We start from the raw sequence: 23,389 nt of genomic DNA on the forward strand, positions 1-23,389 counted from the left end.
CGACGAAACCTTCCGCACCGAAATATTTGCCGATGGCGGTAACGGCGGCGCTGCCGCCGAAATAGAACAGATAGATGACGAGAAGATCGGGAATGCCGCGAATGATCGTGGTGTAGCCGTCGGCGACGGTGCGCAGCGTGCGTCCGCCGGAAATCTTCGCCCAGGCAGCGAACACGCCGATCGCCGCGCCGAGCAGAAAGCCCAGAACCGCCAAGGCCACGCTCACCAGTGCGCCCATTATCAGCACATAGCCCCAGCCGTCAGGACCGAAACTTAGAATATCGAGAAAGCCCATCTGCTTCATGATGCGTCAGGCCGTATAAGAACGGTGGCAGTCAACATCATTTTTCCCCTTTTATGATTGGCTTCGCAGGAAGCGAATGTAAGATTGCAGGGCTTTCCCGAAACACTGCCTTTACAGCGAACTGCAGAGCACCGCTTCGGATGTCAGAAGGTCCTTTCTACACCCGAAAAGATGCACGGCGCTCGAAGCAAATTCCCGTGACGAAACCGGCGAGCGCCGTGCTGTTGCCGATGTTCACATATTGAATTGAAAGCCATCCACCGTGAACGCCTGTCCCGTAATGAAACATGGTTCAGATGTTGCAAGGAAGGTCACCAGGCGGGCGACATCGTCAGCGCAACCCAACCGTCCCAACGCTATGCCTTTGATAACCTCATCGGCCCGTTCTGTGACATTGGTATCAACCTCGGTACGGATGACGCCAGGGCAGATCGCGTTGATCGCAATATGGGGGCCAAGTTCCTTGGCAAGGGAACGGGTCATGCCAAGGATACCGGCTTTTGCCGCCGCATAAGCGAACTTGCTGACCGCTGCCGTCACACCGCCCGAATAGGCGTTAAGCGACGACATTGAAACAATCCGGCCACCGCCCTGACGCAGCATATGTGGTGCAGTATGCTGAATATAATTGAAGCAGCTTTTCAGATTGATCGCGATCGCACGGTCGAACTCGTCCTCGGAAATCTCTAGAATGCCCACAGGTGCGGAACGCCCGGCATTGTTGAGCAAGAAGTCGATACGGCCGAAGGTTTCAACTGTCTGAGCGACAATTTCACCCGCCCGCTTATGGCTTGAGACATCAGCAACACAACGAAGTGCACGCACGCCGAGAGCTTCGATCTCCATGGCGGTCTCGGAGAGTTCCGTTTCCAGCAGATCGACCAGAGTGACGTGATGGCCAGCCCGCGCCAGATCAAGAGCACATGCCTTACCGATGCCTCGCGCCCCTCCCGTTACGATGGCAACTTTGTTTTCAGTCTTCATTCCAAATGTGCTCCTTTTTGTGTTGCCATGTGATCGTATGTCTGCCACATTATTCCACAACAGGAATTTGGTTCACATATATGAACATTGAAAACAGCAGTGAAGTTAAATCCGCAGTCAGGGTTCTCGAAATCCTTGAGTTTCTCGCGCGTGCCCACAAACCGGTGACGTTAAAGGCGATCGTTGCAGAGTTGGGTTATCCCAAGAGCAGTACCTTCAATTTGCTCGCCACTTTGGTTGCCCGTGCCTATGTCGTTCGCGACGATACTGAGTCTTACCGGATTCATGATGCCTTCCGGAATGGTCCGGGCTGGTGCAGCGGAAGTGATGCCTATCTGATCGCAACGTCACAGCCGATCATGGACGCCATGCGCGACAGCGAGGGAGAGACGGTGTTTCTTGGCGTGCGGCGCAAGGATGGCCGCGTCAAGATTCTGGCAAAGAGTGCAAGTCATCAGGTGGTCCGTTTCGATTCGGACCTGACGGGATCCGATCCCGCTTACTGCACCGCCATGGGGCGCGTCCTTCTTGCGCATTGGCAACCGGAAAAGGCGGCGAGCTATCTCGCCAAGGAACGCATTATCCCGCTGACCGACAAGACGGTTATCGACCGAGTGCAAATCCGCCGGATCATCGACGCAGTTCGTGAAAACGGTTACGCAGTTTGCGATGAAGAAGCCGTCATCGGCGGTTCGGGCGTTGCGGCGCCGGTGTTCGACGCTAGCGGTGAAGTCGTCGCCGCGTTGAATATGGCGACGATTTCGCCGCGCTTCACCGCCTGCCGACAACGAATGATCGACGCAGTGATCAAGCATGCAGCGGAATTGAGCGCTCGCCTCGGTTATAAACCATCCACAACAGACAAGCAGTAAAATGGATATAAATTTCGAAGAAAAACGAGTCCTGGTGACCGGGGCCGCAAGGGGAATTGGCCGGGCAATATGCGAGGCGTTTGCCGCAGACGGTGCATCGGTTGTTGCCACAGACGTTCTTGAGGATGAACTGGCGAAACTCGTCAGCGAAGCGCGTCCCGCACGCGGCGGCTCGGTCCGTGCAGCCCATCTGGACGTGACCGATGAGGCGGCGATTTCCGCACTGGTTGCCGAGACCGACAAAGACGGTGGTTTTGATGTTTTCGTGCATGTTGCAGGTGGCGTTCTCGGCCAGAAAAAGCGCCCTCTCGAAGAGGTCCCCGCCGGTGATTGGGATCGTATCTATGACATCAATGTGCGTGGAGCATTTCTTGTCGGCCGCGCCGTCGTTCCTGCCATGAAAAAGCGGCGTTCGGGCAAGATGGTCTTCATTTCAAGCGGTGCCGGACTCGGCGTCAGCCTCACCGGCATCCAAGCTTACGCTAGCGCAAAAGCAGCTCTTATCAGCCTCGCACGCCAGCTTGGTCACGAACTTGGACCGTTCGGGATCAATGTCAACGCCGTAGCGCCCGGCTTCCTGCGCACGAGCCCCGACTATGAACGCCAGTGGGCTTCCTATGGCGACGATGGGCAGGCTGCCATGATCAACGAAATTCCGCTGCGCCGTATCGGACTGCCGGAAGATATTTCAAATGCCGTGCTTTTCCTTGCTTCTCCATTTGCGAGCTGGATCACGGGCCAAACATTGTCGGTAAGCGGAGGACCAACAACATGACGACCGATACGCCCATTCCGACATGGACCTGGCCAGAAAAGCGACTTCAATCCATCATGAACCGTGCACGTGCCGGACGAAGCTTCAAGCCTTCGACTTGGGCAAACGGTGCAAGATGTGCGGTTGGCCTGTCGTTTGACTCTGACCATGACACGTTCGAACTGCGGGATGGCGGCAAATCGATTTCCGCACTTTCCCAAGGGCAATTCGGCCCGAGGCAGGGCATTCCGCGCATTCGCGAACTGCTGAGGAGCAACGGCATTCCCGCGACATTTTTCGTGCCAGCCGTTTCGGCAATTCATTATCCTGACGAGCAGCGCGCGTTGGTCGATGAAGGCCATGAAATCGCGCTTCACGGCTGGATTCACGAGCGTAATACATTGCTTGACGGAGACACGGAACGCGACCTTCAGCATCGTTCTGCCGATGCGCTGGAGAAGATCACCGGCATTCGGCCGGTGGGCATCAGAACACCATCGTGGGATTTCAGTGACAACACGCTCCAGATTACGTTCGAGATGGGCCTGCTTTACGATTCATCATTAATGGCGGATGTGGACTGTTACGAGCTTTTGCTCAATGGCGAGCCAACGGGCGTAACCGAGCTGCCTGTCGAATGGATTCGAGACGATGCCGCTTATCTCGTCATGGATCGTTGGGGCGGCTTGCGTCCGCAAATTGCACCACATGATATCCTGCAGATTTTCATTCGCGAGTTTGATGCCGCTTATGCCGAGGGCGGGGTTTTCCAGCTAACCATGCACCCGGATATTATCGGCCATCGGTCTCGCATATGGATACTGAAGGAACTTATCAGCCATATCCGCCAACATAAGGATATCTGGTTTGCGACCCATGCGGACATCGCACGCTATGCAAAGCTGAACGGCTGAAAAACTGAATTTCCTTTCGGATTACGAGGCCCGGCCTGACGTTTCAGGTCGGGGGTTTCCCGCTTGCCTGACAGGAAAACTCCTTGTCTCAAAATTGAGAACAAAATTCACATACATGAACCATATTCCGCTTTTCAACAATGGGAAGCAGGTACACACTTGATCGTGAAAGGCGGGAATTTCACTCGCAGCACTCTTTCACCCCGAAACAATCATAAGAACGAGGGAACTATGTTCAAGAAAATCGCAGCTATCGGTCTATGCACTCTCTCCGTCCTTTACAGCGGCAGCGTACTGGCAAAAGAATGGAAGACTGTTACTGTGGGCGTGGAAGGCGCTTTTCCACCGTTCAACCTGACTTCTCCGGGCGGGGAGCTCCAGGGACTTGATCTTGATGTCATCAAGGAAGTCTGCAAGCGAGCAGAACTTGAATGCAAGATCGTCGCGCAGGATTGGGACAGCCAGATTCCGTCGCTTCTGGCCGGCAAGTTCGACGTTGTCCTGACAATGGGCCCAAACCCGGAACGCCGCAAAACGATCGATTTTTCCGTTCCCTATGTGATTACGCCGAACACTTTTCTCGTTCCATCCGACGGCCCATTGGCCAGCCTGCCTCATACGGGTGAAAGTCTGTCCACCGACACTGACGAAGGCAAAAAGGCCATTGCTGACCTCAAGGAAGCGCTGAAGGGTAAAACGATAGGTGCCTCGCTTTCGACCAGCCAGCTGCAATTCGTAGAGGAGAACTTTGGCGACTCTGCTCAGGTCCGCACCTATAAGGGATCGGAGCAGGCCAAGCTCGACCTGCAATCTGGCCGCGTGGACGGCCAGTATGACAATGTGGTTTTTGCGCGCGACCGTGCCGAAAAGAGCAATGGTGTGCTGAAAATCGCCGGACCCTTGCTGGTCGGCGGCATTCAGGCGACAAATGTCTGTATCGGTCTGCGTAAGAACGAACCGGAGCTGAAAGCCAAGCTCGACAAGGCGATTGGCGAAATGCAGGCAGACGGAACGCTTTCGGCAATGTCCAGCAAGTGGTTTTCATTGGATTTGAGTCCCAAAGACTGACCGATTGCCGGTGGGCTCGATGTCGGCTTGGTTTATGGCAGCTGGAAAGAACAGCGTGTTACACGTTCTTTCCAGCTAACGAACCTGTAGATGCAGGAGCAAGTGGCCGACAGTTCAGCTTATCTTGGGCAGGTCAGCGAGCCCCTTCAGGGTTTCTCATTACCAACTTATTCCAAGGTGCCCGGCCATTGATCGGTTATCGATGGCTCAAGACCTCCGGACCATTGGCAGTGTCGACAAAACCGTGCCCAGTCCAGCTGATCGCGCGTCTTCTCCGAAACCAAACCGCCTTCCGCCAGTTGCGGGGCCTAACGGCATTGAATAGGGTCACAGCCAGTTTGTCCGGTCCGCTCACCACGATGGGCGGGCCGGACGATTCAGGGTTCAGCTGACCAGCCCCGCAATGGCCAGGAGAGTGGTGAGCGGCGAAGGCTCGGACGAGAACACGTCGTAGACACACGGCGCTGCAAAGGTTGCAATCGTCAGAAAGCCTACAATGAGGATGCGCATTGGATGCTCCTGTGGTGAGTGCACCGTTCAGGCGACCTTCAGTTCAACATTGATATTGCCGCGAGTTGCCTTGGAATAAGGGCAATTCTGGTGGGCGTCGGTGACGAGTTCGCGGGCGAGTTCCCTATCCAGACCCGGCAGGCTAATGGTCAGGCGGGCCTGCAGGAAATACGCCCCATCCGTGGTTCCGAGATCGACTTCCGCATCAACGGTCGTATCAGCAGGGAGCTTCAGTTTCCGCTTGCCCGCCGCCAGACCCATCGCACCGATGAAGCAAGCCGACCAGCCAGCTGCAAAAAGTTGCTCCGGATTGGTGCCTGGCTGTGGCGTACCGGGAGGCGAAAGCTTCACGTCAAGCTGGGCGTCGTCGCTGCGTGCGAAACCGTCACGTCCACCGGTGGTGCGGGTCTTGCCGGTGTAGAGAACCTTATCAATCTGTGCCATCGAACACTCCTTTGGTTTGTCGCTGCTGCGACGTTGTTGATGGAGAGATGTTTGAAGGATCGACGTCTCCGGAATGTTTCAGAATTTGCCCGAAATGTATCGCAGTGTAATCGCGCGCCCGGGCGACATGTTTTCATACACAGTTTTACGTCCGGGAGGGCAGGACTACTTCCGCCACCAGTCCGCCCTCCGGTCGGTTACGCAGCGCGATCGAGCCGCCGATCGTGGTGACAAGTTGCTCGGCGATGGCGAGTCCAAGACCCGTGCCCCCGGTTTCCCGGTTGCGAGATTGCTCCAGCCGGAAGAAGGGCTGCATGGCAGCTTCCAGCTTGTCGTCTGGTATTCCCGGACCGTGGTCCAGAACCGAAATGACAATCTCGCTATCTCTCCATTCGACGCTCAGTTCAGCCTCTCCTCCATATTTCAGTGCGTTGTCGATCAGATTGGTCAGGATGCGGCGCAGCGCATGCGGTTTTGTCGATGCTGTTCCCCGAACGATACCCAGAACGGTAACCGGCTTTCCCGTGTCCTGGTAATCGTAGGCAATGCTGTCGATAAAAGAGGATAGATCGATACGGGAAGTCTTCTCGCCATTGCTATGCGAGCTGCGGGCATAGGCAATGCCGTCCTGGACCAGCCTTTCGATCTCAGCAAGGTCATTGGCCAGCTTGTCCTTCTGTGGTGAATCATCCGCCATATCGGCGCGCAGCCGCATCCGCGTGATAGGCGTTTGAAGGTCGTGAGAAATTGCCGCCAGGATTTGCACCCGCTCCTCCAGATAGTGGACAATACGCTCGCGCATAGCATTGAAGGCGCGCGCTGCATGGGCAACCTCGCGTGGGCCGGCTTCGCTAAGCGCTGGTCCCGCCTTGTTTGGATCAAGCGTATCGGCGGCAGTGGCGAGGTAGGCCAGTGGCCGGGTCGTTTGTCGTACCGCGTACCAGGCACACAGAAGGAGTAGCAGCATTTGCAAGGCGAAGACGTAGGGCAGCCATTTTGCTAAGGGCATGATCGGGCGCGGTGTCACGTCTATGGTCAGCGGGTTTCCGTCGCTGAGTGCCAGATGGATCTGAAGCCGCCTCACATCGCCAGGGATAGATTCAACTCGTAACGGAACCCGATGCCCCGCCGCTTCCTCGACACGTGCAGCGATTTCAGCTCCTGTGGGCGAATTATCGGGAACACCTTTCAATCCTTCGCCCAACACAAATCTGTAATTGCCCCGGCTAAGCCAGTCGGTAAAATTTGCCCTTTCGTTTGCCGGAAGGCGATCGAGGACGGCGATGGAAGTGGCGACATCGCTCTCGAGCGTGCCGAGCATCACTGCCTTCGCAGACATATAGCGTTCCGCATAAAGGAGGCTGAACGAAAGGCCGTAGGCGACCGCGAGCCCGAGGAGAAGAATGACGAAGATGCGGGCGCGCAGCGTGCTTGGCCACGGCACTATGCGGCCAATGCTGCCGAACGTCATGGCCGTGGCTCCGATATCTCTATCGGGACTGAAAACACGTAGCCTTCACTGCGTACTGTTTTGATATAGGTGGCGTCACGTGCATGGTCGCCGAGCCGCTGGCGCAGCCGGCTGACCAGAAGATCAATTGATCGGTCGAACAGTTCCGCATCGCGCCCCTGTGTAAGGTTCAGCAGCTGATCGCGGTTGAGCACGCGCTGGGGATGATCGATGAAGACCCGTAACAGACGATATTCCGCGCCGCTGAGCGCAATTTCCGTGCCTTGCTCGTCGATCAGATGACGGCCGACGGTATCCAGCCGCCAGCTTCCGAACCTCAGCACTTGTCCCGCCTCGCTAATCTGTAGATTTGGGGGCAGCATGCGGGTGCGCCGCAGCACAGCCTTGATGCGTGCGAGAAGTTCACGCGCCGCGAAAGGCTTCACGATATAGTCGTCTGCACCCATTTCGAGGCCGATAATCCGATCCATTTCGTCGCTGCGTGCTGTCAGCAGGAGAACCGGGACGCTTCTGTGCTTGCCGGAGCGCAGTTCGCGGCACAACACCAGACCGTCATCTCCCGGCATCATTACGTCGAGAACAATCAGGTCGACTGCATTCGCCTCAAGGAATGTACGCATTTGGCGGCCATCGGCGGCAACCGACGTCCGCAGCCCGTTCTTCTTCAGATAAGACGACACCAGTTCTCGAATTTCACGATCATCGTCAACGATCAGAATGTGATCGACATGCTCCATGGACATCCCTCGAATCCTCGCGTGTTACAGCGGCGCGGTTTACTCTGTTTAAGCTGGGAACGGACTGCCGAAAAGCGGTCATGCGTTTTCCGGCAACCAAAATGCTTCAGAATTTTGCAACATCCAAAATCGCCTGGGCGAATGCTTCAGGCGCCTCCTGGGGCAGGTTGTGTCCTATTCCCCCGCCAATGGTGCGATGTTCATATTTTCCAGTGAATTTCCTGGCATAGGTTGCCGGATCAGGATGCGGCGCGCCGTTGGCATCCCCCTCCATCGTGATGGTCGGCACGGAGATGAGAGGCGCGTTGGCGAGCTTTTTTTCGTAAGTGTCAAATTTCTTCTCGCCATCGGCAAGACCCAACCGCCAGCGATAATTATGGATGGTGATCGCCACATGATCCGGGTTGTCCAAGGCGGCTGCTGATCGCTCGAATGTCGCATCATCAAATTTCCAGGTTGGAGAGGCGGTTTGCCAGATCAATCTGGCGAACTCGCGCGTATTCGCCTGATAACCAAGGCGGCCACGCTCGGTCGCGAAGTAAAACTGGTACCACCAGGAAAGTTCTGCCATCGGTGGCAGCGGTTTCGTGTTTGCTTCCTGGCTGCCGATCAGATAGCCGCTCACCGATACCATCGCCTGGCACCGTTCCGGCCAGAGCGCGGCCATGATGTTGACGGTGCGCGCCCCCCAGTCGTAGCCAGCCACAATCGCCTTGTCGATCTCAAGTGCATCCATCAGTGCTATCATGTCTACGGCGAGTGCCGACTGCTGACCATTGCGTGGGGTTTCGCTCGACAGGAAATGCGTGGTTCCGTAGCCGCGAAGGTAAGGCACGATTACGCGATAACCGGCAGACGCCAATAAGGGCGCGACATCCACATAACTGTAAATGTCGTAAGGCCAGCCGTGGACCAGCAGAACAGCCGGACCGTCCTTAGGCCCCGCTTCCGCGTAGCCTATATTCAGGACGCCCGCCTTGACCTGCTTCAGCGTTTTGAAGGACGTATGCCTGCCCGCTCCTCGGACCGGTTGCGGTGCCCCGGCCGGTCGCGCGCTGGCCAGCGAGGTGACGCCGAATTCGACAGCCGCGACTGTCATGGCGGCGATGCCGAAGAAACGGCGGCGCTGATGGTTGATTTCGTTGGACATGGCTTGGTTCCGATCCTTGTTGATTGTGATCGAAAATTGCCGCCCGCTTGTATCCTCGTTGTGTCCTGGCAACGGGCTATTGAATGCAAATGTAGCATCCCGTGGCCTGGATACATTTTGATACAATTCGATTTCCCGTCCGCAGGCTCCTCCATGCAGTCTCGTGCCGGGCGATTTCTACACTTCGATACACTTTGCCATGATCCCGGAAACACAGGGGATACGTCGCCTTGATCAATTTGGCGCTGTTACTGGCCGTGCCTCATCGACGTCCAGATCCCCAAATTTAGGTTTTCGAGGTGACGATTATGACGCTTCTTGTTATTGCCTATCTCGGAGGAGCGCTGACTATCCTCAGCCCCTGCATCCTCCCCATCCTTCCCTTCGTCTTTGCCCGAGCCGGGCAGCCCTTCATTCGCAGCACCTTGCCGATGCTGGCAGGCATGGCCGTCACGTTTGCGCTTGTGGCGACACTTGCCGCAGTAGGAGGTAGCTGGGCGATCCATGCCAATGATTATGGTCGCACCGCCGCACTGCTGCTCCTTGCCGTCTTTGGCATAAGCCTGCTTTCGCCGCGTGTTGCGAGCGCAATCACCCGGCCGATCGTCGATTTCGGCAACCGGCTTCTGAATGCTTCCGGCAAGTCCGATTCCGCACCGACCCTAGCAAGCTCGCTGATACTCGGTATTGCGACCGGCCTGCTTTGGGCGCCTTGCGCCGGCCCGATACTCGGCCTTGTTCTGACGGGCGCTGCGTTACAGGGCGCCAACCTTCAGACTACTTTCCTGCTTGCTGCCTATGCAGCAGGAACGGCGACCTCGCTTGCTGTTGCCCTGCTCGTTGGCGGCAAGGTCTTTGCGGGGATGAAGCGTTCGCTCGGCTTCAGTGAAAAAATCCGCCAGATGCTCGGCCTTGCGGTGCTGGCCGGCGTCACCGTCATCGCGCTGGGGCTCGATACCGGCCTTCTGGCGCGGGTCTCCTATGCTAAAACCAGCGCCTTCGAACAGGTCGTGCTCGACCGCCTGATTTCGAAATCAAACGCCGGTAGACCATCGGGTTTCACCAGCAATGGTGCGGCGACAACTGCCGCAAATACCGCAGGACCGTTCCGCAGCGACCTGCCGGTCGAAGGTCGCGCTCCCTCTCTGGATGGGGCTGTCGAGTGGCTAAACTCACCACCGCTCACGAATGAACAACTGCGCGGAAAGGTCGTACTGGTGGATTTCTGGACCTACTCCTGCATCAATTGCATCCGCACTCTGCCGTACGTTCGCGCCTGGGCGGAAAAATACAAGGATCAGGGACTGGTCGTAATCGGTGTGCACGCCCCCGAATTTGCGTTCGAAAAGAAGATCGACAATGTCAAAAAGGCTGTCGCTGACTTCCAGATCGGCTACCCGGTTGCAATCGACAACAATTACAGGATCTGGCGTGCCTTCGAAAACAGCTATTGGCCCGCTCACTATCTGATTGATGCCAAAGGCCAGATTCGGCATCATCATTTCGGAGAAGGCAATTATGGCGGAACCGAGCAGGCGATTCAGGACCTGTTGCGCGAAGCTGGCAGCGACAGGGCGGCGACAACTGCAGTAAAACCGAACGCCAAAGGCGCGGAAGCGAGCCCTGACCTGAAGAACATCCGCTCTGACGAAACCTATCTTGGTTACGAGCGCGCCACCAATTTTGCGTCGCGGGAAAACCTGCGTGCCGATACTGCAGTCGCCTATTCGATCTCCAGACCGGGCCTCAACGAATGGGGCCTGTCTGGGAGCTGGACCGTCGGTGCGGAGCAAGCGAAGCTGGACCAGAAGGGCGGCAGCATCGTCTACCGTTTCAGCGCCCGTGACCTGCATCTGGTCCTCGGTCCGGATGCTTCCGGAAAGCCAGTTCGTTTTCAGGTGACAATCGACGGCCAAGCGCCTGGAGCCGATCACGGCGCCGATACGGACGCAGGCGGCAACGGTGTTGTGACGTCGACCAGGCTTTATCAGCTCGTCCGGCAATCCGGTCAGGTGGAGCCCCGCGAGTTCGAAATCCGTTTCCTCGATGCGGGTGTTGAAGCCTATGCCTTTACCTTTGGCTGAAGCGAGCGGTGTGGTCAAACGTCGGAAGAAGAATGTCATCGTAGACGCTGGAGGACACTGTGCAGGAAGAACCTGCACCGGGCAGGCGGCAAGGCGTGCGCGCCGCGAAGGCGCCATTGTACAATACTCTACAAAACTGCCCGTATGCGGACATATTCAGGATACCTTGGACGACAATAAACCCAGCATCGCTCCTGCCAAAACGGCAAATGCAGGAATTCACGGAGGAGAACCAGCTTGACAAACAATTCAACGGCAAACGCGCGAACAGCTCAACGCACCGTCTTTGTCAACGAACTGACAAATGGCTTGCTCGATCCCGCAGCGCCCATGCTCGGCCCGGTCGCAGACGGAGGCGTGATCATCGCCAACACATCGCCGGGTTGCTGGGGGCCAATGATCACGCCTGAAATCCGGGGTGGTCATGAAGTCACCAGACCTGTCGCCGTGGAGGGGGCTGAGGTCGGAGACGCGATAGCAATCAGAATCCGGTCCCTCGTCGTCACATCTGCCGCCACGGCATCCGGGAACGACAAGGTCATGGAGGGTCGTTTCAACGGCGATCCCTTCTGTGCTGCCGTGTGCCCTGGCTGTGGAACACAATGGCCAGTGACGCGTATCGAAGGCATTGGTCCAACCGCTGTCCGCTGTGAGACATGTGGAGCCGACGCTGCGCCATTCACTTTCACCCATGGCTACACGATTGCGTTCGACGATGAGCGCAGCGTGGGTCTCACCCTTGGCCGCGCTGAAGCAGAGAAAATGGCTGCTGACGCTGCCCGGCTCATGGCCCTGCCGGATGCCTCGATCCAGAATCCCATCCTGACCTTCGCGCCAGCCGATCTCGTTGCCGTCGCGACGCGACTGCGGCCTTTTCTTGGCCAACTCGGAACGACGCCCGGCAAGGCTATGCCCGACTCGCACAATGCAGGCGATTTCGGGTCGTTTCTGCTCAACGCTCCCCACGCCTATTCATTGACCGAGGAAGAGCTGATCGCAAACAAGACCGACGGCCATCTCGACGTCAACACCGTTCGCGAAGGCGCCGTCCTCATCTGCCCAGTCAAAGTTCCCGGCGGCGGCATCTATCTGGGAGATATGCACGCATTCCAGGGTGACGGGGAAATCGCCGGTCATACCGCAGACGTGGCAGGCACGGCCACTCTGGAAGTTCACGTTATCAAGGGACTGAAGCTTGACGGCCCGATTCTTTTCCCGGTCGCCGAGGATCTGCCCTATCTCGCACGTCCGCTCACTTCGAGTGAAAAACATGCGGTCAAGGCTCTGGCCGCCAGACACGGGGTCGCGACGGTGGAAGAGGATGCGCCGGTCACCTTTATCGGAACCGGAGCCAACCTCAATCTCGCGACCGAGAACGGTTTGCAGCGTGCTGCCGAGGTCCTCGAGATGAGCGTGCCGGAAGTCATGAACCGCGCGACAGTGGCTGGAGCAATCGAGATCGGCCGCAACCCGGGAGTCGTTCGTGTGACCTTGCGGGCTCCCCTTCATCTACTCGAGGCAAAGGGTCTGGGCGCCTTCCCGCGTGGCCTTTACGGCCTCTAGCCTACTTCCATTTACTCGCCGCGCCTTTCGCGCTGACATCCAATTCCCCCGATGCACCCTGTGCATCGGGCGGATTCCTGCGCGCCCTGGCCCGCCGGAAAGCTGGTACAAACAAGGAGATTTATCCGTGACAACATTGAAACGACCCGCCTCTTGGAAGCTGGCCGCCTCGGCAGCATTTCTGATCGCAGCCGGGCTTCCGATCGGCGCGCAGGCCGATATTGCGAAGCCCGTGAGGGGAGCTGAAACCCAGCTTCCGGCAGACACCTCCATCAGGCCATTTCATTTTCGCGCGTCCGATGAGGCTCTGGCCGATCTGCGTCGCCGCATCTCCGCCACCAAATGGCCGAGTCAGGAGCTTGTTGGCGACGACACGCAGGGCGTGCAGCTGGAAACGATGCGCAAGCTCGCGCAATATTGGTCGACCGATTACGACTGGCGGCGCGTCGAGGCGAGGCTCGAAAGCCTGCCGCAGTTCGTGACCAATATCGACGGCGTGGATATTCACTTCATCCATGTACGCTCCCGGAACAGGAATGCTCTGCCGATCATCGTCACGCATGGCTGGCCGGGTTCCGTAATCGAGCAGCTCAAGATCATCGATCCACTGACGAACCCCACCGCGCATGGTGGCACCGATGCAGACGCCTTTGACATCGTCATCCCGTCACTTCCGGGCTACGGCTTCTCCGGCAAGCCTACCGAACGGGGATGGGAGCCGGCACGCATCGCCCGCGCCTGGACGGAACTGATGAAACGACTCGGCTACACCAGGTATGTCGCTCAGGGCGGCGATTGGGGGGACGCTGTAACCGAACAAATGGCCGTGCAGGCACCGAAGGGCCTGCTGGGGATTCACACCAATATGCCGGGTGCCGTTCCGGACAACATCCAGAAGTCGCTGGATGCGAACCGGCCGGCACCCGCCGGACTATCCGCGGAGGAAAAGCGCGCCTATGGGCAGCTGGATTTCTTCTACAAACACGGCCTTGCCTACGCGCAGGAAATGACGGCCCGTCCCCAGACGCTCTATGGCGTGGAGGATTCCCCAATTGGCCTCGCCTCGTGGATGCTCGATCACGACGCAAAAAGCTACCAGCTGATCGCACGCGTATTTGACGGACAGGAAGAAGGCCTGACGCGCGATGATGTGCTCGACAACATTACGCTCTACTGGCTGACCAACACCGCTGTGTCTTCGGCACGGCTCTATTGGGAAAACAAGTTCGCTTTCTTCGCACCCAAGGGGATCAAGATTCCGGTCGCCGTCAGCGCCTTCCCGGACGAGCTTTATCAGGCACCGGAAAGCTGGGCAAAACAGGCCTTTCCAAGTCTGATCTATTACAATCGACCGGCAAAGGGTGGCCATTTCGCGGCCTGGGAACAGCCGCAACTCTTTTCCGAGGAGCTCCGGGCAGCGTTCAAAGGTCTCAGGTGAGCGAGCCGTTATAGAAATCGCACGCGTAGTATCCGTCAGGGGCACTCCTCCGGGGATGACCCGACGGAAGATGCGACGACAGAGGCTTTGAACGAAAAGAAAAGGCGCGGAGAATGTTCCGCGCCTTTTCTTGCCGATACGTAGAACGTTCCCGAAAACCGATCGATCCACTTGCGGTTTCACGCTCTTGACGAGCCCGCAATCACGCTCTGGCAAATATATGAAGATCACCTTGCAGCGGCAGCTTCTTCGATCAGGTCCGCCACCTTGTCGGGATGGGAAACCATCACGACATGCGATCCGCCATTGATAATGACCGTCTTGCGGGATGCCGCTCTCTCGGCCATCCAGCCCATTGCTTGCGGGGGAATGTTCTTGTCCGCATCCCCATAGATGAACCAGGATGGCCTGGATTTCCAGGCGGCTTCCGTGGCCTGTTCCGTCAAGCCTGCCTCGCTGATCGGTCGTTGAGCAGCTGCCATGAGCCGGGCCTCTTCTTCCGGAACATCGGCAGCGAACTGCTGATGGAATTTATCCTGTTGGATGTAGAGATCCTTGCCGCCATTTTCGATCTCGACCGGCGGCGCCAGTGCTGCTCCAAGCGTGCTGCCGGGGAACTTAACCGAGAGACCTGTCAGATTTTCACCCTTATCAGGGGCGAAAGCGGCGACAAATATAAGAGACTTCACATTGTCGGATTGCGCAGCAGCCTGACTGATAACTGCGCCGCCATAGGAATGGCCAACCAGAACGACAGACGTCTTGAGACTAGCAAGGGTGCGCTTGACATAGTCCGCATCTGTCAAGAGGCTGCGCAGCGGATTGGCGATGGCGATAACCGGGTAGCCGTCCTTTTCAAGGCGGGCGACAACTCCGTTCCAGCTTGACGAGTCCGCAAAAGCACCATGCACCAGCACGACAGTAGGTTTGTCCTCCTGGGCGATAGCATTTCCCGGAACGAATGTTGCGGCTGCAATTGAAGCTGCGATGATCAGCTTACGCATTGTTGTTTCCTTAATGGCCTATGTGTTGTTTGGAGCTGAAGCTTGTAGAAATGGCGTTCGCCACCGAATGCGGCTGAAAGTCATGTCCAGCCGCATTCGGTGAAAGGTTGCCTGGCGCGCTTATTCGTAGCTGGACGGGGAGGCATCGCCAAAACGATGCGCGGAGCCGTCATGATAAACGGCGGCATCCTTGCCGATGGAGGCAGGCGCACGGAAGTCCAGCTTTACCGAGACCGGGCTGTTGCCGGGAGCGCGTGCCGCCTTATCCTGAAAAGCAAGCGCCTCTGGCTGGCCAACATAAGGGTTCTCAGCAAATGATGCGCTACTGCTCAGGGCGATGATGGTGGCGGCGGCTGCAAAAACGATCTTGTTCATGACGATATCCTTCTTTGTTCTACCTAGCGAAATCTGCTGCCCTGCATCATTGCGGGGCTCTGCGTCGCTTGATGACTAGAAGATGCATCGACCGATTATCCGGGATGTGTCCGCCAGCCCCCCATTTTGTATCGTTGTGTAAAAAGGGGGCGCTCACGATGTCGTTCTGTGGTGGCTAGCACCTTTTGGTGGCTTCGAGGACCCGAGGTAGTTGGCGGGATTCGCTCAGGCTTAACCTGCGCGACCGATCAAGGAACTTAAATTACCACACCGCGTTACTCACAGGACGGAGATGCCAGTTTCCTGCCTTGCGTGTCGTTGCGCGATATTTGGCGGGAATTTCACGGCGAGCCAAGCTTCAAATATCTATCCGACACTATGAGGAAACGAACTATGGCAAAGGAAAAGCCCCTCGAAGACCTGTTCCGCGATGCGCACAAGGACATCTCCTATGAGCGCAGGTCAGCGCAGGCAGTCGGGAACGACGAGATCGCTCGCTGCGGCACCTTGAAGCGATGGGCAAAAGAACGCGGCTTGAACCATGCACAGAATCTGCTTGATCAGACGCTTCAGGAACAATTCAGGACCGACTGCAATCTGATGAAGCTTGCGGGCGGTTCGGCCAACCAGCGTGTCACGGCAGCGTGATTATGGAAGGGTGCAGTTCGGCACCCTTTTTCATGTGAACAGAGATCACGTAAAAGGAGGAGCCAGCCATGTCAGCCAGCGACAAAGCCGCATCTAAACGGAAGCCACGCCAGATTCATGACCAGACGCTTGAGGCTGGCCAGGGTGGTGAGCTTCATCAGGTTGCCGACGACAAGACACCGGTCATGACCACGGCCCAGGGCGGACCGGTTTCAGATGACCTCAATACGCTCAAGATCGGTGCACGCGGACCGACGCTTATCGAGGATTTCCATTTTCGGGAAAAGATATTTCACTTCGACCACGAACGTATTCCCGAACGCGTCGTCCATGCCCGAGGCTATGGCGCGCATGGCTATTTCGAGACGACAGCATCACTCAGCGAATATACGCGCGCGGACATTTTCCAACGGGTTGGCGAGAAGACGCCGGTCTTTGTCCGTTTCTCCACGGTCGCCGGATCGAAGGGTTCGTTCGACCTCGCCCGGGACGTCCGGGGCTTCGCCGTCAAGATTTACACCAAGGAAGGCAACTGGGATCTTGTCGGCAATAACATTCCAGTCTTCTTCATTCAGGACGCTATCCGATTTCCCGATATGGTCCACGCCGTCAAGGAGGAGCCGGATCGGGCATTCCCGCAGGCCCAGTCGGCGCATGACAATTTTTGGGACTTCATCAGCCTGACACCAGAATCCATGCACATGATCATGTGGATCATGTCGGACCGCGCCATACCGCGCTCGTTCCGTTTCATGGAAGGATTTGGCGTCCATACTTTCCGCTTCGTGAATGACAGGGATCAGTCGACCTTTGTCAAATTCATCTGGAAGCCGAAACTTGGCCTCCAATCCGTCGTATGGAACGAAGCGGTCAAGATCAATGGCGCCGACCCCGATTTCCATCGGCGCGATCTCTGGAATGCCATCCAGGCGGGTGACTTTCCGGAATGGGAACTGTGCGTGCAACTCTTTGATCAGGATTTTGCCGACAGCTTCGACTTCGATGTGCTGGACCCGACCAAGCTGATCCCGGAAGAAATCATAAAGCCCATGCCGGTTGGGCGGCTGGTGCTCAACCGCATGCCGGACAATTTCTTCGCCGAGACTGAACAGGTCGCGTTCATGACGCAGAACGTTCCCCCCGGCATCGACTTCTCGAATGATCCGCTGCTTCAGGGGCGCAATTTCTCCTATCTCGACACGCAGTTGAAACGGCTGGGTAGTCCCAATTTCACCCACATCCCCATCAATGCACCCAAGTGTCCATTTCACCATTTTCAGCAGGACGGACATATGGCGATGCGCAACCCTGTGGGGCGGGCAAACTATCAGCCCAATTCGTGGGGGGAGGGACCGAGGCCCGACCAAAAGCTCGGATTCCGATCATTTCCGGCGCAGGAAGATGGGCAGAAGGTTCGCCTTCGGGCGGAAAGCTTTGCCGATCATTACAGCCAGGCGCGCCAGTTCTACCTGAGCCAGACCGAGACGGAGCAGAAGCATATAGCGATGGCGCTGACCTTCGAACTGTCGAAGGTGGAAACGCCCAGGGTCCGCGAGCGTATTGTTTCCCACCTGCTCAACATCGATGCGACCCTTGCGGAAACGGTCGCCGGCAAGCTTGGCATCCGCACGATGCCGCAGGCCGCAGATGTGATGGTGCCGGTGCGCGACGATCTTGCTCCGTCTCCGGCGCTGAGCATCATTGTGAACGGGCCCGGGAGCTTCAAGGGCCGGAAGATTGGTGTACTTGCCGCCAATGGCTCGAATGCCGAGGTGCTGGACGCAATCCGGCGGGCCGCTGAACAGGAGGGCGCAACGTTGGAACTGGTTGCGCCTACGGTCGGAGGTTTCGAGGCATCCAGCGGCGACTGGATGGAGGCCGATCATATGATCGATGGCGGTCCATCCGTCTTGTTGGACGCTGTCGCACTTGTACTGTCGGAGGAGGCGGCGGATCGATTGACCAGAGAAGCCGCGGCGCGGGATTTCGTTGCCGACGCCTTTGCCCATTGCAAGTTTATCGGGTTTACCGCAGGCGCGATGCCGCTACTCGCAAAGGCGGGCATTGAACCCGATATGGATGAGGGACTAGTCTCGCTGGACAATGAAAAGGGAGCGTCGGAATTTGTTACATCCTGCCGCAAGCTGCGGTTGTGGGCGCGGGAAAATGCCGTCAAGCTTTGACATGCGGCACAAGACGGATGTGAAGAGGCCTTTCGAAGACTGATCCCAAAGCGGTCCGGCCCCAAGCCGGACCGTTTATCATGTCAGAACGTGAACCGGTCCAGTCGGGACCTACGCGTTCTTCTTGCTGCTCCAACCTGTCGAGCGGGTGTCCTGGGCGGTGGCTCTTTCTGGATGGGGATTGACCGCCCTCGACCGGCCGCTTTCAATCAGCCAGCTGCGACCTGAAAAGGGGCAGGGAAACGACCCTGCCCCAAAGCGGGTATTATGCCTTTGCCGCTTCCACGAAGCGGGGATCGAAGGTCTGCGCAAACGAGATATCAGCATTTGCCAGCTCCGGGTCGAGAGCCTTGAGCATTTCAAACAGGCTCTTGAAGCCGTCTTCCGCGATCAGACCCTTTTCGGAATACATGGCGCGGGACTTTTCGAAGCCGGTTTTGTACAGCTCCCGGTCACCTAGCAGATATTCCTCCGGCACGGCGTCCGCCACTTCATCGGCAGAGGCCTTGTGAATCCAGTTCAGCGATTTGACGAATGCATTGACGACACGCTGCGTTGTAACCGGATTGGCATCGATGAAGCTCTGCTGCACATATACGGTCGCTGCGGGATTGGTGCCGCCGAAAAGCTGACGCGTGCCCTCTTCGGTGCGCGTGTCGAGAAGCAATGTGATGTCGCCATCCACTTCCAGTCGCGTGATGACCGGATCGAGATGGACGAGAGCGGCAATTTCACCCTTCTTGATGGCTGCGACCGCACTTGCGCCACCGCCGACACCGATGATCGAAGCGGCATCTTCGGCGAGACCGTTCTTGATGAGCGCATATTGCAGCAACAGCGACGTCGATGAACCCGGCGCCGTGACCCCGACATTCTGGCCCTTGAGATCGGCAATCGTCTTGATCTCACCGGCAAGGTCCTTGCGCACGCCGATGCAGATCCCCGGAAAACGACCAAGCTCGCAGACGGCCTTGATGTCCTGTCCCTTGTTCTGCATGCGAATGGTGTGTTCGTATGCGCCGGTCACCACATCGACCGAACCGCCGATCAGCGCCTGCAAGGACTTTGCGCCGCCACCGAAATCGTTGATGGTTGCCTTGATGCCTTCTTCCTCGAAGAACCCCTTGCGCTCGGCAATGGTGAGGGGGAGGTAATAGAAGAGCGGCTTGCCGCCGACGCCGAACATCAGTTCCGGTTTTTCAGGTGCCGCGGATGCATCCTGCGCATAAGCGGGCAGGCGCGAAGCGATGCCCGCAAGCCCGAAGGCAGTGGCCGCCAGCAAGATATCTCTACGTGTTGTTCTCATGGTTTCCTCCTTGAATCCTTTTAACCATTCTGTCCGGCAGCTTTGGGGCGCCAGACCAGCAGGCGCGCTTCGATGATAGAGACGCCCCAGTCGATGACGAGCACGAAGGCCGTCAGCACGAGCATGCCGGCAAAGACGCCGGTAACGTCGAACACGCCTTCCGCCTGATGGATCAGGTAGCCAAGCCCCGCCGACGAACCGAGATATTCCCCCACGACCGCGCCGACGACGGCAAAGCCGACAGCCGTATGCAGGCTGGAGAACATCCACGACAGCGCGGATGGCAGGTAGACGTTGCGCAAAAGCTGGCGCTCGTTCATGCCCAGCATGCGGGCATTGGCGAGCACAGTCTGGTTCACTTCCTTCACGCCCTGATAGACGTTGAAGAAGACGATGAAGAAGACCAGCGATACGCCCAGTGCGACTTTGGACCAGATGCCGAGACCGAGCCACAGCGCGAAGATCGGCGCCAGCACGACACGCGGCAGCGAATTGGCGGCCTTCACGTAGGGGTCGAAGATCGCGGCGAGCAAAGGCTTGCGGGCAAACCAGAAGCCGATCAGCACTCCGCCGATTGCGCCGATGGCAAAGGCCAGCATGGCTTCAAGCAGTGTGATGCCGAGATGATACCAGATCGTACCTTCTGCAAACCATTTGGAGATGCGCACGGCCACATCGCCCGGCGTGGCAAAGAAAAACTTCGCTTTGGCCGGATTACCCAGCAAGTGGGTTGCGGTGAAGAGGTGCCAGACCAGAATGACGGCCACCGCCACGCTGAGCTGCGCCAGAAACAGCATAGGCTTTTTCATTTCTTTTCCCCACTTGTCTGCTGATAGCCCTTGAGAACCTCTTCCTTGAGCGCACTCCATATTTCGCGATGAATTTCGTGGAACTTGTCGTCGAGGCGTATTTCGGAAATCTCGCGCGGGCGGGCGAGGGGAATTTTATACTCCGCCATGATGCGCGCACGCGGCCCGGCAGACATGATGACGACGCGATCCGCCAGCGCGATGGCCTCTTCCAGATCGTGGGTCACGAACATGACCGCCTTCTTGTCCTGTGACCACAGGTCGAGCAGAAGGTCGCCCATGATGACGCGCGTCTGCGCATCCAGCGGGCCGAAGGGCTCGTCCATCAGCAGATATTTCGGATTGCGGATCAGCACCTGCGCAAGGCCGACGCGCTTTCGCTGTCCCCCCGACAGCATATGCGGATAGCGGTCACCAAAACTTGCAAGACCGACGCGGGCTAGCCACTCGCGAGCCTGTTCGCGGGCCTGTGCCTTTGGCGTGCCGGCAATTTCCAGCCCGATGGCAACATTGTCCAGCACGGTCTTCCAGGGCATGAGAGCGTCCTGCTGGAAGAGATAACCTGCCTTGCGATTGAGGCCTTGCAGCCGCTGGCCGCTGATTTCGACAGTACCACTGGCGGGTACGAGAAGCCCGGCAACGGCATTGAGCAATGTGGATTTTCCGCAACCGGTCGGGCCGACAATCGCCACGAATTCGTTTTCGGCAACTTCAAGATTGCTTTCGGCGACAGCATCGAAGCGGCCACCATCGGCCAGCTTGAACGAAATCTGCACATCTTTGAGCGCAATTGCTGTCTTGCGTGTCTCTTCCACTTGAATACGGCTTGGTTCGGCGCTCATCGCTCGTCACATCCCGTGAACTGACGATGTGCTTTGCCATAACGGCTCATATATCCGCTCCTCTTCGGGTAGCGCCTCATGAAAGGGGGAACGCACAAGATGCATAATCTTGTCCATCAAAAAGTGAGGCGCAAAAATTTGCGATAGAGTCTCTTCGTATAACGTCCCGGCAAGAACATGCAACGAAAAGCACATAGCGCGTTTCAAACTATCGACAAAAAGAAGCTCAGGCGAAATATTGTTGCGATCAGCCGCGCCAGGTCAGGAAACGTTTCTCGATCTGCCCGATGATGAAATTGACGATCAGGCCCATCACCGAGAGGATTGTGACCCCAGCAAACAGCTTTTCAAGGTCGTAGAGCGAGCCTGCTTCAAGGATATAGGAACCGACGCCGAACTGGGCGCCGAGCATTTCGGCTGCGACCAGCAGAATGATGCCGATGGAGATCGAGACCCGCAATCCGGACAGGATTGCAGGAAACGCGCCCGGCAGGATGATCTTGCGAACGATGGACCACCAGCCGAGACCGAAACTCTGCCCCATGCGTACGAGCGACCGATCCACATTGTCGACCGCGCCGTAGGTGGCGACGACCGTTGGCGTAAAGGTGCCAAAAGCGATGAGCATATATTTCGACATTTCGTCGATGCCGAACCAAATGACGAAAAGCGGCAAGAGCGCGATCTTGGGAATCGGGAAAAGGGCTGCGACGAGCGGCACCAGACCTGCCCGAACATAACTGAACAGGCCGATCATCACGCCGAGACCGACGCCGACTGCGATACCGAGGCTGGCACCAATGACCAGCCGCCTTAGTGATGGCAACAGGTGTTGCCACAGGAGGCCGGTTCGCCAGAGCTGGACGAAGGTTTCCAGCACGGCGGATGGACGGGGCAATGTCAGGTTGGATATGAAGCCGCTACGGGTTCCGATTTCCGCGAGCGCCAGCAGTGCCGCAAACAGGATCAGGGCCATATGGCGCACCGGCTGGGGCGCAAAACCGCCCCCCCGGAAAGGGACCGGGCGAACATCCGGGCGGGGCTGCTTCATTTCCGCGATCTCAACCATTAATCAATTCCTGATCCGCAGCCTGCGCCTCCGCCCGCATCAACTCCCAGAGCTCTCTCTGCTTTTCTTCAAGAACGGGGTCGCCAAGATGACGCTCGGAAAGGGGAATATCGATATCGACAATTTCCCTGATCTTTCCGGGCCTTCGCGACAACACCACGACCCGATGACCAAGCCGAACAGCCTCGTTGAGATTGTGCGTGACATAGACCGATGTGAACGGTTGACGTGTCCACAGCGCAATCAGATCGTCCATCAGCAGTTCCCGCGTCTGGCTGTCCAGCGCCGACAAGGGTTCGTCCATAAGCATGACGGCAGGGCGGACCGACAAGGCACGCGCAATCGCCACGCGCTGGCGCATGCCGCCCGAAAGCTGCTTCGGCAATGCCTGCCGGAAATCCAACAGCCGGGTGCGCTCCAGAACATTGGTGACAATCCTATCCATTTCAGCTCGACCAAGTCCGTGATCCTCAAGCACCAGCTTGATATTTCCTTCCACGGTGCGCCACGGCAGCAGAGCAAAATGCTGAAAGACATAAGTGAGGGGATTGAGCGAATCCTTTGGCGGCGACCCAATTTGCAGCACCTCACCGGAGGAGGGGTTTTCAAGCCCGCCGAGAAATCGCAGGAGCGTGGATTTTCCGCAGCCCGACGGTCCGATCAGGCAGACTATCTGCCCTTGCGGGATGGTGAGCGAAATATCGTTCAGAACTTCGACCGGACCATAAAAATGGCTGACGTTCTTAAGCTGCAGATCCATTTCAACTCCAGTCGGAAAGTACGCTCGCCGACGACAACATCCCGGCTTGGGACGCCTGTTACGGCTTGTGCCCGGCAAGCCAGCCGGGCACGGAAGATTT

General features: G+C 57.5%; 23 protein-coding genes. 9 read left to right on the forward strand and 14 right to left on the reverse strand.

Annotation, left to right across the window (positions count from 1 at the left end; genetic code table 11):
* Together ACS5UA_RS20180 and ACS5UA_RS20185 are read right to left on the reverse strand one after the other, a co-directional pair.
* On the reverse strand, positions 1 to 304 hold a 304-nt coding region (locus tag ACS5UA_RS20180; protein WP_443101732.1), incomplete at its 3' end, for an ABC transporter permease subunit.
* A 234-nt stretch (positions 305 to 538) separates the two neighbouring features.
* Positions 539 to 1,288, reverse strand: coding sequence for an SDR family NAD(P)-dependent oxidoreductase (locus tag ACS5UA_RS20185; RefSeq protein WP_025089664.1), 750 nt, complete (start codon positions 1,286 to 1,288; stop codon positions 539 to 541).
* 80 nt (positions 1,289 to 1,368) lie between these two features.
* On the opposite strand from ACS5UA_RS20185, the gene ACS5UA_RS20190 reads away from it, so the two are divergent.
* The 4 genes from ACS5UA_RS20190 (at position 1,369) to ACS5UA_RS20205 (ending at position 4,896) form a co-directional block, all read left to right on the forward strand.
* On the forward strand, positions 1,369 to 2,160 hold the full coding sequence (locus tag ACS5UA_RS20190; protein WP_100649253.1) for an IclR family transcriptional regulator: 792 nt from the start codon (positions 1,369 to 1,371) through the stop codon (positions 2,158 to 2,160).
* A gap of 1 nt (position 2,161) precedes the next feature.
* On the forward strand, positions 2,162 to 2,935 hold the full coding sequence (locus tag ACS5UA_RS20195) for an SDR family NAD(P)-dependent oxidoreductase (RefSeq protein ID WP_025089662.1): 774 nt from the start codon (positions 2,162 to 2,164) through the stop codon (positions 2,933 to 2,935).
* A complete protein-coding gene (locus tag ACS5UA_RS20200; RefSeq protein WP_112702242.1) occupies positions 2,932 to 3,828 on the forward strand; it encodes a polysaccharide deacetylase family protein in 897 nt (298 codons plus the stop codon). Before ACS5UA_RS20195 ends, ACS5UA_RS20200 begins: the two co-directional genes overlap by 4 nt.
* A 231-nt stretch (positions 3,829 to 4,059) precedes the next feature.
* Complete coding sequence (locus ACS5UA_RS20205) at positions 4,060 to 4,896, forward strand: transporter substrate-binding domain-containing protein (RefSeq protein ID WP_025089660.1); 837 nt, start codon at positions 4,060 to 4,062, stop codon at positions 4,894 to 4,896.
* Between the two features lie 384 nt (positions 4,897 to 5,280).
* Here the strand turns inward: ACS5UA_RS20205 and ACS5UA_RS20210 are convergent, their stop codons facing one another.
* The 5 genes from ACS5UA_RS20210 to ACS5UA_RS20230 all read right to left on the reverse strand — a co-directional run bounded on the left by ACS5UA_RS20210 (position 5,281) and on the right by ACS5UA_RS20230 (position 9,208).
* Complete coding sequence (locus tag ACS5UA_RS20210; RefSeq protein WP_025089659.1) at positions 5,281 to 5,406, reverse strand: hypothetical protein; 126 nt, start codon at positions 5,404 to 5,406, stop codon at positions 5,281 to 5,283.
* Between the two features lie 27 nt (positions 5,407 to 5,433).
* Positions 5,434 to 5,850, reverse strand: coding sequence for an organic hydroperoxide resistance protein (locus ACS5UA_RS20215; RefSeq protein ID WP_112702243.1), 417 nt, complete (start codon positions 5,848 to 5,850; stop codon positions 5,434 to 5,436).
* A 145-nt stretch (positions 5,851 to 5,995) separates the two neighbouring features.
* Positions 5,996 to 7,321, reverse strand: coding sequence for an ATP-binding protein (locus ACS5UA_RS20220; RefSeq protein WP_112702244.1), 1,326 nt, complete (start codon positions 7,319 to 7,321; stop codon positions 5,996 to 5,998).
* The gene (locus tag ACS5UA_RS20225; RefSeq protein WP_006470727.1) at positions 7,318 to 8,058 is read right to left on the reverse strand and encodes a response regulator; all 741 of its coding nucleotides are present in this window, start codon (positions 8,056 to 8,058) and stop codon (positions 7,318 to 7,320) included. The genes ACS5UA_RS20220 and ACS5UA_RS20225 overlap by 4 nt, the downstream gene beginning before the upstream one ends.
* Before the next feature lie 106 nt (positions 8,059 to 8,164).
* Entirely contained in the window at positions 8,165 to 9,208 is a 1,044-nt protein-coding gene (locus ACS5UA_RS20230) for an alpha/beta fold hydrolase (protein ID WP_112702245.1), read from the reverse strand.
* Between the two features lie 308 nt (positions 9,209 to 9,516).
* On the opposite strand from ACS5UA_RS20230, the gene ACS5UA_RS20235 reads away from it, so the two are divergent.
* The 3 genes from ACS5UA_RS20235 (at position 9,517) to ACS5UA_RS20245 (ending at position 14,293) form a co-directional block, all read left to right on the forward strand.
* Positions 9,517 to 11,292: a cytochrome c biogenesis protein DipZ gene (locus ACS5UA_RS20235; protein WP_162718881.1), complete on the forward strand. Its 1,776-nt coding sequence runs from the start codon at positions 9,517 to 9,519 to the stop codon at positions 11,290 to 11,292.
* Between the two features lie 237 nt (positions 11,293 to 11,529).
* Positions 11,530 to 12,855: an acetamidase/formamidase family protein gene (locus ACS5UA_RS20240; protein ID WP_112702246.1), complete on the forward strand. Its 1,326-nt coding sequence runs from the start codon at positions 11,530 to 11,532 to the stop codon at positions 12,853 to 12,855.
* Between the two features lie 127 nt (positions 12,856 to 12,982).
* Positions 12,983 to 14,293, forward strand: a complete 1,311-nt coding sequence (locus tag ACS5UA_RS20245) for an epoxide hydrolase family protein (protein WP_112702247.1) — start codon at positions 12,983 to 12,985, stop codon at positions 14,291 to 14,293.
* Between the two features lie 227 nt (positions 14,294 to 14,520).
* On the opposite strand, the gene ACS5UA_RS20250 is transcribed toward ACS5UA_RS20245, so the two are convergent.
* Entirely contained in the window at positions 14,521 to 15,297 is a 777-nt protein-coding gene (locus ACS5UA_RS20250; RefSeq protein ID WP_112702248.1) for an alpha/beta fold hydrolase, read from the reverse strand.
* Positions 15,298 to 15,417: 120 nt separating this feature from the next.
* Positions 15,418 to 15,672 carry a hypothetical protein gene (locus ACS5UA_RS20255; protein WP_112702249.1) on the reverse strand — a complete coding sequence of 85 codons (255 nt, stop codon included), beginning with the start codon at positions 15,670 to 15,672 and terminating at the stop codon, positions 15,418 to 15,420.
* A 393-nt stretch (positions 15,673 to 16,065) separates the two neighbouring features.
* On the opposite strand from ACS5UA_RS20255, the gene ACS5UA_RS20260 reads away from it, so the two are divergent.
* Both ACS5UA_RS20260 and ACS5UA_RS20265 read left to right on the forward strand, forming a co-directional pair.
* The gene (locus ACS5UA_RS20260; RefSeq protein ID WP_112702250.1) at positions 16,066 to 16,320 is read left to right on the forward strand and encodes a DUF892 family protein; all 255 of its coding nucleotides are present in this window, start codon (positions 16,066 to 16,068) and stop codon (positions 16,318 to 16,320) included.
* Between the two features lie 68 nt (positions 16,321 to 16,388).
* Positions 16,389 to 18,503: a catalase gene (locus ACS5UA_RS20265; protein ID WP_443101733.1), complete on the forward strand. Its 2,115-nt coding sequence runs from the start codon at positions 16,389 to 16,391 to the stop codon at positions 18,501 to 18,503.
* Between the two features lie 265 nt (positions 18,504 to 18,768).
* Here ACS5UA_RS20265 and ACS5UA_RS20270 read toward each other — a convergent pair whose 3' ends face one another.
* The 5 genes from ACS5UA_RS20270 to ACS5UA_RS20290 form a co-directional block, all read right to left on the reverse strand.
* The gene (locus ACS5UA_RS20270; protein ID WP_112702252.1) at positions 18,769 to 19,809 is read right to left on the reverse strand and encodes an ABC transporter substrate-binding protein; all 1,041 of its coding nucleotides are present in this window, start codon (positions 19,807 to 19,809) and stop codon (positions 18,769 to 18,771) included.
* Positions 19,810 to 19,829: 20 nt separating this feature from the next.
* Complete coding sequence (locus ACS5UA_RS20275; RefSeq protein WP_112702253.1) at positions 19,830 to 20,618, reverse strand: ABC transporter permease; 789 nt, start codon at positions 20,616 to 20,618, stop codon at positions 19,830 to 19,832.
* A complete protein-coding gene (locus ACS5UA_RS20280; protein ID WP_112672572.1) occupies positions 20,615 to 21,460 on the reverse strand; it encodes an ABC transporter ATP-binding protein in 846 nt (281 codons plus the stop codon). Before ACS5UA_RS20280 ends, ACS5UA_RS20275 begins: the two co-directional genes overlap by 4 nt.
* A gap of 247 nt (positions 21,461 to 21,707) precedes the next feature.
* A complete protein-coding gene (locus ACS5UA_RS20285) occupies positions 21,708 to 22,529 on the reverse strand; it encodes an ABC transporter permease (protein WP_112702254.1) in 822 nt (273 codons plus the stop codon).
* On the reverse strand, positions 22,522 to 23,289 hold the full coding sequence (locus ACS5UA_RS20290; protein WP_112702255.1) for an ABC transporter ATP-binding protein: 768 nt from the start codon (positions 23,287 to 23,289) through the stop codon (positions 22,522 to 22,524). The genes ACS5UA_RS20285 and ACS5UA_RS20290 overlap by 8 nt, the downstream gene beginning before the upstream one ends.
* Positions 23,290 to 23,389: the final 100 nt, after the last annotated feature.

Source organism: Brucella sp. RRSP16, assembly GCF_052246815.1.
Taxonomy (GTDB): Bacteria; Pseudomonadota; Alphaproteobacteria; order Rhizobiales; family Rhizobiaceae; genus Brucella; species Brucella intermedia.